8 protein-coding genes and 1 riboswitch are annotated in these 13,317 nt (G+C 60.5%); of the genes, 1 reads left to right on the forward strand and 7 read right to left on the reverse strand.

Features of this window, described 5'->3' with window-relative positions; all coding sequences use genetic code 11:
- Positions 1-203: 203 nt before the first annotated feature.
- Entirely contained in the window at positions 204-614 is a 411-nt protein-coding gene (locus AC1RMX_RS06670; protein WP_096821598.1) for a MerR family transcriptional regulator, read from the reverse strand.
- A gap of 79 nt (positions 615-693) precedes the next feature.
- Here AC1RMX_RS06670 and AC1RMX_RS06675 point away from each other — a divergent pair, with 79 nt between their 5' ends.
- Positions 694-1,929, forward strand: a complete 1,236-nt coding sequence (locus AC1RMX_RS06675; protein WP_493071139.1) for an NADH:flavin oxidoreductase/NADH oxidase family protein — start codon at positions 694-696, stop codon at positions 1,927-1,929.
- Positions 1,930-1,957: 28 nt separating this feature from the next.
- Here AC1RMX_RS06675 and AC1RMX_RS06680 read toward each other — a convergent pair whose 3' ends face one another.
- The 6 genes from AC1RMX_RS06680 to cobW all read right to left on the reverse strand — a co-directional run bounded on the left by AC1RMX_RS06680 (position 1,958) and on the right by cobW (position 12,769).
- Positions 1,958-4,492 carry a P-loop NTPase fold protein gene (locus tag AC1RMX_RS06680; RefSeq protein WP_493071141.1) on the reverse strand — a complete coding sequence of 845 codons (2,535 nt, stop codon included), beginning with the start codon at positions 4,490-4,492 and terminating at the stop codon, positions 1,958-1,960.
- A gap of 73 nt (positions 4,493-4,565) precedes the next feature.
- Positions 4,566-6,209, reverse strand: coding sequence for a phospholipase D-like domain-containing protein (locus AC1RMX_RS06685; protein ID WP_493071143.1), 1,644 nt, complete (start codon positions 6,207-6,209; stop codon positions 4,566-4,568).
- Between the two features lie 40 nt (positions 6,210-6,249).
- Positions 6,250-6,912: a vWA domain-containing protein gene (locus AC1RMX_RS06690; protein WP_493071170.1), complete on the reverse strand. Its 663-nt coding sequence runs from the start codon at positions 6,910-6,912 to the stop codon at positions 6,250-6,252.
- A gap of 2 nt (positions 6,913-6,914) precedes the next feature.
- Positions 6,915-7,916, reverse strand: coding sequence for a magnesium chelatase ATPase subunit I (locus AC1RMX_RS06695; protein WP_493071145.1), 1,002 nt, complete (start codon positions 7,914-7,916; stop codon positions 6,915-6,917).
- Positions 7,917-7,918: 2 nt separating this feature from the next.
- Complete coding sequence (gene cobN, locus AC1RMX_RS06700; protein ID WP_493071147.1) at positions 7,919-11,692, reverse strand: cobaltochelatase subunit CobN; 3,774 nt, start codon at positions 11,690-11,692, stop codon at positions 7,919-7,921.
- A gap of 3 nt (positions 11,693-11,695) precedes the next feature.
- Positions 11,696-12,769, reverse strand: coding sequence for a cobalamin biosynthesis protein CobW (gene cobW, locus AC1RMX_RS06705; protein ID WP_493071149.1), 1,074 nt, complete (start codon positions 12,767-12,769; stop codon positions 11,696-11,698).
- 99 nt (positions 12,770-12,868) lie between these two features.
- A riboswitch (cobalamin riboswitch) is annotated at positions 12,869-13,078 on the reverse strand.
- Positions 13,079-13,317 lie beyond the last annotated feature (239 nt).

Below are 13,317 nucleotides of genomic sequence, written 5' to 3' on the forward strand. Positions count from 1 at the left end.
GGGAGTCGGAAGACTGGATGCTGCGAGTGCGTCAAGACCGCGCCATGGCGCGAAGGGAACGTGGTTCTTTGAGTCGAACTGGGAGGCTCCGAGAGGGTGTTCATGCAAATCCTGAATGAAAAAAGGCTTTGAAGCGTACAGGCTCAGATGACTTTTCCTACAGCTGGAAATCATTTCAAAATCTGTACGCCTTCGCCGTCGCTTCAGGATTCCGGGTAGATCGAGGCCAGCACCCGTTCGGCATTCGCACCGCAACTCATGCCTTCGGGCTTGGATTGAATGCTGTCGATCACCTCCAGCAGCCGCGCCTTGCTCTGGGCCAGATGCTGTTGCATGACTTCGATCTGCTCGACCTTGCGCGTCAGGCCTTCCACCAGTTCATCGTGCTTGAACTCTCCGGTTCCGGCAGCCGGCAGCAACTGCTTGAGTTCTTCAAGGGAAAACCCGGCCTGCTGGGCGCAGCGAATGATATTGAGGGTCTGCAGCACTTGCGGCGGGTAACGCCGATAACCATTGCCCAGCCTTTCCACTTTGGGAATCAGGCCCTGGGCTTCGTAGAAACGAATGCTCGAAGCGCTCAGCCCGCTCTGTTGCGCCAATTCACCAATTTTCATTCCAACCTCGAATTGCCTGCTTGACATTAAAGTTAACTTTAAGCTTAGCCTCTCTCCATCACTGATGAGGAGTCAAGCAATGTCGCCCTTCCAGATTTTGAATCTGCCCAACGGCCAGACCGTCGGCAACCGTATCGCCAAAGCCGCCATGGAAGAAAATCTCGCGGATCGTGACCAGGCACCGTCCCGTGAATTGTTCCGCCTGTACCAGGCCTGGGCCGACGGCGGTGCCGGGCTGCTGCTGACCGGTAACGTGATGATCGACCGCCGCGCCATGACCGGTCCCGGCGGCGTGGTGCTCGAAGACGAACGGCATCTGGACCGTTTCCGCCAATGGGCCGAAATCGCCCGCAGTGGCGGCGCGCAGGTCTGGGTGCAGCTCAACCATCCCGGCCGTCAGACCTTCGCCAATATGGGCCAGCAAGCACTGGCGCCGTCAGCGGTGGCCCTGGACATGGGTTCGTTCTCGAAACTGTTCGCCGAGCCCAAACCGATGACCGAGGACGACATCGAGGATGTGATTCAACGTTTTGCCAAGAGCGCAGCACTCGCCGAAAAAGCCGGATTCACCGGCATACAGATCCACGCCGCCCACGGTTATCTGCTCAGCCAGTTTCTTTCGCCGCTGACCAATCGTCGTACCGATCGCTGGGGTGGTTCGCTGGAAAACCGTGCACGCCTGCTGCTGTCGGTGATCGAGGCTGTGCGTCAGGCGGTGTCGCCACAGTTTTGCGTAGCAGTGAAGCTCAATTCGGCGGACTTCCAGCGCGGCGGTTTCGACACGGACGACGCCCGTCAGGTGATCGAATGGCTCAACGAACAGCCGATCGACCTGCTGGAACTGTCCGGTGGTAGCTACGAAGCACCGGCGATGCAAGGCGAAGCCCGCGACGGGCGCACCCTGGCCCGTGAGGCATTCTTTCTGGAAATGGCCAGCGAACTGGCCAGCGTGGCGCGCATGCCGGTAATGGTCACCGGCGGTATCCGTCGCTTGCCCGTGGTTGAGCAGGTGCTCGACAGCGGCCTCGCCATGGCCGGCATCGCCACGGCGATGGCCATTGAGCCGAACCTGGTCAAACACTGGCGCGAAGGCCGCCACAGTCAGCCGCAACTACCGCCGATCCGCTGGAAACGCAAACCGCTGGCCGCGCTGGCGAACATGGCGGTCGTGCGTTTCCAGATGGTGCGCCTGAGCCGGGGTCGCCAGCCACATCCCGAAGTGTCAGCACTCTGGGCGCTGATCCGCGACCGCTTGTACCTCAGTCGCCGCACCCGGCAGTACCGCCAGGCGATGGATATACACCGCATTGCGTGATGGCCGTTGATGGCTGACACACTGTGTGTCAGCCATCAAACGAGTAGCGCTGGATAATTGCAGTGTATTTTTTCACCCGATGGTCTGTTTTGAACGGTTCATTAACGATCAATACAGTGTAAATCCCCAATATTTCTTTAAACCGGTTGTACTCGAGCATATTTTCATCGGTCGGGCTTAAGTTGATCAGTGATTTAATCTCTCTCATCCCAAAGGTGTCTGATTTCACATTAACGGAACGAAGCAAGTTCGAGAAACAGAGCGGGGTTGCCATCGCTATCGCCAAAAGTGTGAGCAATGCCTTGTACTCTCCGTCCTCCAGAGTCTTGAGATCATCGGGTTTGAGACTGACCTTAATCAAGCGATAGACATTCAGGAATCGCAGCGCGCGTCGAGGCGATGCCCCCATGAACCGCGCCAGTTTTTGCAGCGCTTGCGTCTCGCCTTCGGTGAGACGCATAAGTTCAGGCGTAACACCCTCAACGTTGACGACCTTGACCGAGGGATCGTCATCCGGTACGGGGGGAAGACCATCCCCCGAGTAGGCACCTTTTATTCTTTCCAACTGACTCTGCAAAAACTGCTCACTAGATGCACTGTCCATTGGCCGCATCCAATAGGGTATCTGGAAGATTTTCTCCAGATAATCAGACACCGAGGCGGTCTGAGATTGCTCTTCATTTCCCGTCATCAGATTCGGGTAATGCTCAAGCAATGCCTTGCGCACCCAACGCACATCCACGGCAACCATCACCACAAACAACGGAAACGTCAGCAGCAAATGCACGGCCTGCAATACTTCGACGACCTTATCCGGTGGGCAGCGATCCAGATCGTCGATGTACAGGGCAATACGTTTGAAAGATCGTACCTCAGCATCTGGTTGTTTTGCTGCGGCACGCAATTTTTCGATGTCATCATCGTCCAGCAGCGCACTATTGGCTGTTAGGAACGACTCCATCTTCGTCACGAATGCCTCTCGCTCTGCCTCGACCGACTCACGAAGACTGCCCGCCTCGGCCACATTGAATGCCAGCTCTTCGAAATCCTTTCGTACCGTGGCAATCAATCCGAGGTGTTGCGCATAGCCACCGTCAGTCGCACGAGCACGAACAAATTTCTTCAAGCGCCCGGCACCTGTCCCCTGAGAGAAATCGTGTGTCGCATGCGCCAACTGTTCGCTGGTGACTTGCACCAAAGCCTTGGCTTCATCGACGGATGCATTCATCTTGGCCAGCTCTTGGCTTGCCACCTCAACTGTCTTTAGCTCCTTGGCAAGGCGACGGTCGATGACGTCATCCAGTACTTTCTTGCCCGACTCCAACTTTTTCAATGCGTCGCGAACCCTGCCCCAGACGAAACGCAGGCGCGCAGTGACGGCTGTCACTGCAACACTCAACAGAATCAAATCTTCATGCAGACTGCTCAGCACAGGAACATGGTTTTTTAGCGCCGTCAGTCCTGTCGCGATCCATGGCAATGCCAGCACGAACCCGACGAAGGCGCCCACGCTCCACCAACTCAGCAGTTGTGACTTGTAACCGCTGGCGAGTAATTTCGCCTTTTCGGTTTCGTTACGGAGGGCATTGGATAACTCTTGAAAGTCTTTGACGTTCACGGCCAATGTGTCGATCCCAAATAACCTGACAGCGCTCGTCATCTCGGCTATTGCACTTTCAACTTCCTCATCTCGATCCTCGACGTCAAATATTTTGCTCAGAGTTTCAAGATAGGCCGAGGGCGAAGAAACAGTTTTTGCGTGAGCATCCTCGAGTTCTTTACGAGCCTTGAGCAGTTGCTCGGCTGCAGCACGCTGGTCACGGCGGCGGCGAACCAGCTCCTTGGCAGCATCCAGCGTCAGCATCCGAGAAGTTGATAAATGCTCGAGCAAAGGGTCGCGTACTTCAGGATTATGCTTGGTGTACCAGCGATCCAGTTCAATGAACAAATGGCTGACCAGACTCGCCCACAGATTGGTTTCTGCGTAGTGCCAGGCATTGAATCGAATCTGTACGACATCAGTATGGAATGCCTTGGAACCTGCTTCGGGGGCTTGGGGACTCGGCACTCCCTGGATCAAACGCTCGATGTGCTGATAGATCAGCCGCATGAAAAATGACTTTCCACTGCCCCAATTGCCAAACAATCCGATGGCTAAAGGAGGAGTGAAATCTTTGGCAACGGCCAGGCGAGCAAAAGCTTTCGCTTCATCGTTGGCACCCAGGCGATCGTCCAGATTGGTTGCCCATGGGTCATCGTTCTGAGTGATTGCTATGGCGGTAGCGGCTGAGCGGTTGGTTTGCTTTCTCGTGCTCGCCATCAAGTATTCCAGTGCCTCAACGGCTTCTTTGGGAAGTTGAGGCGGCAACTGTTGCTGGGATTCCTCAGACTTTACAGAGTTTTTCTCAGAAACCCTTTTGGACTTTTCACGCGTTGGTTGCTGCGTTCCTTGTGGTTGAGGCGGTTGGGAGGGAGCATCGTCTTTTGCGTATTCCCGCCTCACATCGTCCGATGGACTCGCATTATCGTCACGACTTATCGATTCCTTGTCCTTGTTTTGCATGACGCACTCCTGTTCGTATGAGCAACCCGGGAAATATTCGATTATTCGAATGTAAATGATCTGTTCTGATTCGTTATCGCCCGGCAAACCGCAGACGAGACAGCTGGCGCAAATCCCCTTCGACGTAATAGTCGTTGGTCCAGCTGTCATCCGCCGCCAGCGGCTGCACCTGCTTCAGCGCCAGTTTTTTCGCGAAATAGCGGAAGCGGTAATGCTCGTAGAACCGCAACAGTTCCAGGCCATAACGGTCCGCCAGTTCGGTGTCGCCACGAATGATCAGGAAGTTCTCGTCGTTGCCGTTGCTGGCCGCTGCGCTGAGATTGTGGCTGCCGCTGATGATGGTCGGGTTGTCACTGGTGAAGTCGGTGACGATCGCTTTGGTGTGCACCAGCAGGTTGCCCTTCTGGCCTTTCATGTTCTCTTTCAGCCAGCCTTCCAGCCCGGTGTTGAGCAGCGCGGTGGCAGCGAACTCGGCCGTGCGGTCGGCGTGGAATCCGGTGATGCGACTCACGGTGTTCTGCAGGCCGTAACGCAGGATGTCGTCGTGGGGCTGGCCGAGCAGCGCGTTGAGAATCGCGTCGGGCAAGGTAAATGCCGTGACGAATAGCACGTCCTTCTTCGCCGCATTGATGATGTCGACGAACGCCCGCAGATCGGCACCGCCACTGCGCGGCGAGAACCCGGCAAACAGCGGTTGCGCCGGGTTCATGGGGTTGTGCTGGGTGATCCAGTCACGGGTGGCACCGACGTCCGCCGGCGTCGCCCAGACCTGCTCGAACGTCTGCAGATAGCTGGCTGCGATGGCCGTGTCGTCCAGCACATGCACCACGTTGGCCTGACGATACACGCCGTTGGCGGTGAAATTGGTGCTGCCGCACAGCACGGCCTGCGGCTGCCGCTCACCACCGGCGATGTGGCTGAGAACGATGAACTTGTCATGGAAAATATCGTGGGTCACCCGGCCGCGTTTGCTGGTGTCCGGCAATTTGGCGAGGCTGGCCTCGTTCATCGTCGTGTCTTCGTCACCGGGCCGGGCGTGATACAGCACCCGCACCTGCACACCGCGATCGAATGCGGCGTTCACCGTGTCGATGATGGCTTGCAGTTGATATTCGTAGATCGCGATGTCCAGCGCCCATTGCCCGTCGACGGCGCGCTCGATAAACCCTTGCAAGCGTCCGAGCAGACCGTTTTCCAGCCATTGTCGAGCGGCGTCTGGCCAGGCCTCGATGGGCATGTTCTTGTTGGCACTGATCTGTGCGTCGAGATCGGGAAACTTGCGCTGGAACGCCTGACTGGCGGCCACGGCGCGGTTGAAGATCACGCTCTGGTTGGCCGGGTGACCGTCATCCGAGGTAATGCTCAGTTCCAGCGACTCCCCCAGCACCGGCGCGTCGACGGTGCCGTAGGCCAGATGCACACGGTAGTGCATCGTAGTCCCGGGATTGACCGCGTAATCGGCCCAGCGAAATTTCTGCAGGGGTGCGATGTCACTCGGCGTAGCGTGAAACTGCGGGAAGGTGTGAGCCTTGCCGGGAAAGGTCAGGCTGTTGAACAGGAACTGCCAGGGTTTGTCGCCCTGCTGCTTCTCGATGGCAAACCCCAGCAGGCCTTTGCGGCGGGGTTCGGCGAGGTCCATCGCCAGCAGCACGCCGTTGGTGCCGGCGTAAGCCTTTACGCGAAAATCGTCCTGAGAATTGGCAACCAGTACGCGCATGATTCACTCCTTGTGAGATGGGCTGGTTGCAGCATAGACCTCAGATCGACAATAGATCGTCAATATGACGGTAATCCGCTTCCAGTGCCGTCGCCAACTGCCTGGCCCGGCCCAACCGGATCGGCCCGCGTTCGATATCGATCAGCAGGCCCGGACAAGCCAGCACCGGCAACCTTGACCATTCTTTCAAGCGTCCATCGGTGAGCACCAACAGACGCTGTTGCTCGGCGGGGAATCGCTTGCGACGCACGGTCAGCCAGTGTTCAGCCTCAGTCAGCGCCGCCAGCAATGGCGTGCCACCGCCCGCGCCCAAATCCTCGAGCCACACGCGCAACCCGCTGGAAGCTTTCAAACCCTGCACCTGCCATTTCGGCGCTGCTCCACTGGCGGTCAGCAAGGCGAGACGCGCCCGTTGTCGGTAAGCGTCATCGAACAATTGGGCGAGCACACCCTTGGCATCGCTCAACGCTTGATGACGACGGGTCGAGGCCGAGGCGTCGACGATCACCAGCCATAGTTCATGAGGCGTACGGGTGCGCAGTTGAAACAGCAGATCCGAGCGCACTTTCGGCCGGCCATTGAGCAAGGTGCCCGGCCAGTTCACCGAACCACTGCGAGCGGCGTGACGTTTGCCCTGGCGACCGTTATCGAGGTGTCCGGCGCGGGGTCTGGCACTCGCCCCCGCGTCGGATCGGGGACGAATGCCTACGGCTTTTTTGGCCAGGCAGGGATTTCGCGGCGCGTGCCAGCGGCGAGTGCCGGCGCCGGCATTTCACCCCATTGCCCCTGCCCTTCACTCGGCGCCGTCTGGGTGCCGGACGGCGCTTGCGCCGGTTGCTGCGTATGGGATGGCGACTGTTCGCGGCGGCGATGACGCAGTGCAAATTCAGCCACGGCATCGATGTCCTGCTCGGCGATGGCTTCGGCGCCACGCCACGCCGCATGAGCCCGCGCAGCACGCAGCCAGACCAGATCGGCACGCAGGCCATCGACACCGGCCGCAAAGCAACGCTCGGTGATCTGCGCCAACGCGTCATCATCAAGGGGAATGCTTGCCAAGGCATTGCGGGCGTTTTCACAACGCTCACGCAGGGCTTGTTGCTCGGATTCCCACTGCCCGCAGAAGGCCTGCGGATCGCTGTCGAAATCCAGTCGCCGGCGAATGATCTGCCCGCGTTCGACCGGCGCCGTGTGACCAGTCAGGGCGACATTCAGACCAAAGCGATCGAGCAGTTGCGGGCGCAATTCGCCCTCTTCCGGATTCATCGTGCCGATCAGCACGAACTTCGCCGAATGACGATGGGAAATGCCGTCGCGCTCGATCAGGTTGGTGCCGCTGGCGGCCACATCGAGCAGCAGGTCCACCAGATGATCCGGCAACAGGTTCACTTCATCGACATACAGTACGCCGCCATCAGCCTTGGCCAACACACCGGGAGAAAACTGCGCGCGACCGTCGCTGAGTGCCGCATCCAGATCGAGGGTGCCGACCAGCCGTTCCTCAGTCGCACCCAATGGCAAGGTGACGAACTGACCGCTGGCCAGCAAATCCGCCAGGCCCCGAGCCAGGGTCGACTTGGCCATGCCGCGTGGGCCTTCGATCAGCACGCCGCCGATCTTCGGGTCGATGGCGGTCAGGTACAGCGCCAGCTTCAGATCGTCGGCGCCGACCACCGCAGAGAGCGGAAAATGTGGGGTATCGGTCATGTTCAGCTCTCTTCTTCTATATCCAACAACAGGTTTTCCAGCGCTTCGCGGTACGCGCCCGGATCCTGCCACATCCCGCGCTGCTGCGCTTCGAGCATGCGCTCGGTCATGTCGCGCAGCGCGTGGGGATTATGCTCGCGCACGAACTCGCGGGTCGCCGGGTCCAGCAGATAGGCGTCGGCCAGCAACGCGTACTGGTGATCGTCGATCAGTTGGGTGGTGGCATCGAAGGCAAACAGGTTGTCGATGGTTGCCGCCAGTTCGAACGCGCCTTTATAGCCGTGGCGTTTGACGCCGTCGATCCATTTCGGATTCGCCGCCCGGGAACGGATCACCCGGTTCAGCTCTTCTTTCAGGGTGCGGATCTTCGGCAAATCCGGCTGACTGTGATCGCCGTGATAACTGGCCGCCGCTTCGCCGCGCAGGGTTTCGACGGCCGCGAGCATGCCGCCCTGGAACTGGTAGTAATCGTTGGAATCGAGCAAGTCATGCTCGCGGTTGTCCTGGTTTTGCAGCACGGCCTGCACCTGGCTCAGGCGCTGGACGAATTGCTCACGGGCGGCGGTGCCTTCATCGGAACCGCCATAGGCGTAGGCGCCCCAGTTCAGGTAGACCTCGGCCAGATCTTCGCGGCTCTGCCACAGGCGACCGTCGATGGCGCCCTGCACGCCCGCGCCATAAGCGCCGGGCTTGGCACCGAAGATCCGCCAGCCGGCCTGACGCCGGGCAGCCTCTTCGTCCAGCCCTGACTGCCGCAAGGCCTCGCGTTCGGCACGCACTTTGGCGGCCAGCGGATTGAGGTCGTCCGGTTCGTCCAGCTCCGCCACGGCTTGCACGGCAGCGTCGAACAGACGAATCAGATTGGCGAACGCGTCGCGGAAAAATCCGGAGACCCGCAGCGTGACATCGACCCGAGGCCGGTCGAGCAGACTCAGCGGCAGAATCTCGAAATCATCGACGCGCTGACTGCCTGTCGCCCATACCGGACGCACGCCCATCAGCGCCATGGCCTGGGCGATGTCGTCACCGCCGGTGCGCATGGTCGCCGTGCCCCAGACCGACAAACCGAGCTGGCGTAGATGGTCGCCGTGATCCTGCAGGTGTCGTTCGAGAATCAGGGTTGCGGACTGGAAACCGATCCGCCACGCGGTGGTGGTCGGCAGGTTGCGCACGTCCACCGAATAGAAATTGCGCCCGGTGGGCAATACATCGAGGCGACCGCGACTCGGTGCACCGCTTGGGCCGGCCGGGACAAAGCGACCGCTCAGAGCGTCGAGCAGACCTTGCATTTCGGCCGGGCCGCAGGCGTCCAGACGTGGGGCGATCACTTCGCGCAGGGCACTGACGATCGCCTGCACATCTGACCAGCCAGAAGCGTCCAGTTGCGCCACATCACCCGCCAGTGACTGCTCGATCAATTGCGCCGCGAACAGCTCAAGGCGTTCACGGGTATCCCCCGCCGTACGCCAGACTTCATCGCTGACCGACAGCAGCTCCATTGGACGCGGGCCCGTCCAGGGATCAGCCAAAGCGCAATCCAGCGGATCGAAACCCAGTTGAAACGCCTTGGCCAACGCCCGTAACAGACTCGACTGAGCACCCTTGCCATCGCCACGGGGAATCCGCAGCAGCGCCAGCAAGGTGTCGATGCGCAGCCGTCCGCTCGGCGACTCGCCAAAAATGTGCAGGCCATCGCGGATCTGCGACTCCTTCAGATCACACAGATAAGTGTCCAGACGCGGCAGCCAGATCGCCGCATCAGCGTCGCTGTCGAGGGCTTCGTCGAGTTGCAGTTCGCGATCGATCTGCGTGTCACGCACCAGTTGCAGAATGTCGCGCTGCAACTCCCGGGCGCGGCGCGGATCGAGCAATTGCGCTTCGTAATACTCGTCGGCCAGCAATTCGAGATTGCGCAACGGGCCGTAAGTTTCGGCGCGGGTCAACGGCGGCATCAAATGGTCGATGATCACGGCCTGGGTGCGACGCTTGGCCTGGGCGCCCTCGCCCGGGTCGTTGACGATGAACGGATAGATATTCGGCAGCGGCCCGAGCAGCGCGTCCGGCCAGCAGTTCTCCGACAGCCCCACGCCTTTGCCCGGTAGCCATTCGAGGTTGCCATGCTTGCCAACGTGGATCACGCCGTGGGCGCCGTAGGTCTGGCGCAGCCAGAAATAGAACGCGAGGTACGCGTGCGGCGGCACCAGATCCGGATCGTGATACACCGCGCTCGGGTCGACCTGATATCCCCGCGCCGGTTGAATGCCGACGAAGGTCAGGCCAAACCGCAGGCCGGCGATCATCATCCGCCCGTCACGGCACATCGGATCGTGTTGCGGCGAACCCCAACGTTCCAGCACCGCCGCGCGATTGGCTTCGGGCAGTGCATTGAACATCGTCAGGTAATCGTTCATCGCCAGGCTTTGCTGGCACGGGCGCTGATCGAGCGTATCGAGGTCGTTGCTGACGCCGCCGAGCAATTGCTGGATCAGCTCGGTGCCGCTGTCCGGCAGTTCGGCCGGCAGCGGATAACCCGCTGCCTGCAATGCCTGCAGGATATTCAGCGCGGCAGCCGGCGTGTCGAGGCCGACGCCATTGCCGATGCGTCCGTCGCGGGTCGGGTAGTTGGCGAGGATCAGGGCGATGCGCTTTTCAGCGTTCGGCACCCGCGCCAGATCGACCCAGCGCCGCGCCAGTTCGGCGACGAAATCCATGCGTTCAGGCTGCGCCCGATAACACACGACATCGGACTGACTGCGCTCGCTGCGCCAGGCCAGATCCTTGAAGCTGATCGGCCGACTGATGATCCGGCCGTCCAGCTCCGGCAAGGCAATGTGCATCGCCAGATCCCGCGGGCCGAGGCCCTGCTCGCTGTCACGCCAACCGGGCTCGTTGTCCTGGGCGCAGATCGCCTGGATCACCGGAATGTTGCGACGGAACGGCCGCAGATGCGGCGCTTCCGGGCTGGACTGGGCGAAACCGGTGGTGTTCAAAATCACCCCCGCCTCGACCTCATCCAGCCAGTCCTCGACCACCGACAGGCAACCGGGCTCTTTCAAACTGGCCACGGCGATCGGCAGCGGATTGAGTCCGGCAGCCTGCAACCGTTGGCAGAACACGTCGATAAACGCCGTGTTCGCCGCTTGCAAATGCGAGCGGTAAAACAACACCGCCGCGACCGGATGACCGGGCAGCCAATCGGCTTGCCAGTCGCTCAGTGCGGCGGTGTTTTTGTTAGGGTGGTAAATCGCCGTGCGCGGCAGCGTTTGCGGCTCGCCCCACACGTAATCCCGCGCCAGCCAGCGATTGGCCAGACAGCGGAAGAAATCCAGCGCATTGCCCATGCCGCCCTGACGCAGGAACTGCCAGAGCCGGTCACGATCCTCGGCGCCCACGGTGCTCAAGTCGCTGAGCTCCGGGTCGGGACGGTCATCGCCCGGCACCAGAATCACCTGCACGCCACGCTCGGACAACTCGACCAGCCGCTCGACGCCATAACGCCAATAAGCGATGCCTCCGTGCAGCGAAATCAGAATGACCTTGGCATGACGCAGCACTTCATCGACGTACAGGTCGACCGACGCATGGTTCTGCACCTGCATCGGGTTGGCCAGCCGCACGCTCGGATAATCCTCGGGCAGCTGCTGCGCGGCTTCGGCGAGCAGCGCAAGGCTGGAGTCGCCGCTGCACAGGATCACCAGCTCGGCGGGGGTTTGTCCTAGGTCGGCAATGTTGTCATCCGACACGAAACCGCCGGGCTGGGTCCTGAGCAGGTGCATGGCTTAAACGCTGAGCGCGGCGCGCAATTGCGCTTCGAGCTTGGCCGCGTCCAGTTCCTGGCCGATCAACACCAGACGCGTCACACGTGCCTCATCGGCGCCCCATTGACGGTCGAAATGCTTGTCGAAACGCGTGCCCACGCCCTGGATCAGCAGACGCATCGGCTTGTTCGGGATCGCCGCGAAGCCTTTGACCCGCAGGATGCCGTGCTGAACCACCAGTTGCGTCAGCGCATCGAGCAACAGGCTTTCGTCGGCTTGCGGCAGTTCGATGGAGATCGAATCGAAAGCATCGTGATCGTGGTCGTCATGATCGTCATCGCCTTCACCGTGGTGGTGATCGTGATGGCTGTGGCGGCTGTCGATGTGCTCTTCGGAACCGGCACCGAGGCCGATCAGCACGTCCAGCGGCAGACGGCCGTTGCTGGCTTCGATGATTTTCACCGCTGGCGGCAGCTCTTCGGCGACTTCCAGGCGTACGCGAGCGAGGTTTTCAGGGCTGGTCTGGTCGGCCTTGTTGAGGATTACCAGGTCGGCGCTGGCCAGTTGGTCGGCGAACAGTTCGTGCAGTGGTGATTCGTGATCCAGGTTCGGGTCGAGTTTGCGCTGTGCGTCGACCTGATCCGGGAACGCGGCGAAGGTGCCGGCGGCCACGGCCGGGCTGTCGACCACGGTGATCACCGCGTCGACGGTGCAGGCGCTGCGGATTTCCGGCCACTGGAAGGCTTGCACCAGCGGTTTTGGCAGAGCCAGGCCCGAGGTTTCGATGAGGATGTGGTCGAGGTCGCCGCGACGGGCCACCAGTTCGCGCATCACCGGGAAGAACTCTTCCTGAACCGTGCAGCACAGGCAGCCGTTGGCCAGTTCGTAGACGCGGCCGGTGGCTTCTTCTTCGGTGCAGCCGATGGTGCACTGCTTGAGGATTTCACCGTCGATGCCCAGCTCGCCAAACTCGTTGACGATCACCGCGATACGACGGCCCTGAGCGTTGTCGAGCATGTGCCGCAGCAAGGTGGTTTTACCCGAGCCGAGGAAACCGGTGACGATGGTGACGGGGAGTTTGGCCAGTGTTTTCATCGGATGCCCTTTGGCAAGGTGGCGGGCATACGGGACGAGACCGGCAACGCGGGTGCGTGCCTGGAGAGTTCGCCACCGGATCACCCCGCCCGGTTGAAAGTGAGAATCTGTGACGAGGCAGGTCTCCTGGCTGACGGTGTTCAGGCCTTGGCCCGGCGTTTACTGCGCCTTCCCGCTGGCTCTGGATTGAGCTGGCAGTGGCGTGGCAGCGAACAGCACCGTTCACAGTTGCGGGGGCAGCCGCGGCTTGGACCGCGTTCCCTTCTTAGCTTCGGCGTGGGCCGAAGAACCTCGAAAGCGCAAGGCTACGCAGGGTGTGGGGATGGGTCAATGGTTCGTGGAGTTTGGGAACGAGAGCATATCCGTTGCTTCGGGTGCTGCCGCTGGTGGTTTCGCTCTTACAGCGACTCACTTTTCCAAAAGCCGAAAAGTAAGCAAAAGGCTTTTGCCCCGGCGTACGGCACTTCGCTGAGGCTCAGTGTTCCCTCGCTACGGTGTCCATCAGGGGGCATCGCCTACGGTTTGCTTCGCTGCACCTCCTCTCGATG

It is taken from the genome of Pseudomonas sp. GW822-FHT03F04 (genome assembly GCF_058801405.1).

What these genes read in the sequence shown, in the direction of transcription:
- cobW (WP_493071149.1), bottom strand. Translation starts at nt 12,769, where the DNA reads ATGAAAACACTGGCCAAACTCCCCGTCACCATCGTCACCGGTTTCCTC.
- AC1RMX_RS06675 (WP_493071139.1), top strand. Translation starts at nt 694, where the DNA reads ATGTCGCCCTTCCAGATTTTGAATCTGCCCAACGGCCAGACCGTCGGC.
- AC1RMX_RS06680 (WP_493071141.1), bottom strand. Translation starts at nt 4,492, where the DNA reads ATGCAAAACAAGGACAAGGAATCGATAAGTCGTGACGATAATGCGAGT.
- AC1RMX_RS06695 (WP_493071145.1), bottom strand. Translation starts at nt 7,916, where the DNA reads ATGACCGATACCCCACATTTTCCGCTCTCTGCGGTGGTCGGCGCCGAC.
- AC1RMX_RS06685 (WP_493071143.1), bottom strand. Translation starts at nt 6,209, where the DNA reads ATGCGCGTACTGGTTGCCAATTCTCAGGACGATTTTCGCGTAAAGGCT.
- cobN (WP_493071147.1), bottom strand. Translation starts at nt 11,692, where the DNA reads ATGCACCTGCTCAGGACCCAGCCCGGCGGTTTCGTGTCGGATGACAAC.
- AC1RMX_RS06670 (WP_096821598.1), bottom strand. Translation starts at nt 614, where the DNA reads ATGAAAATTGGTGAATTGGCGCAACAGAGCGGGCTGAGCGCTTCGAGC.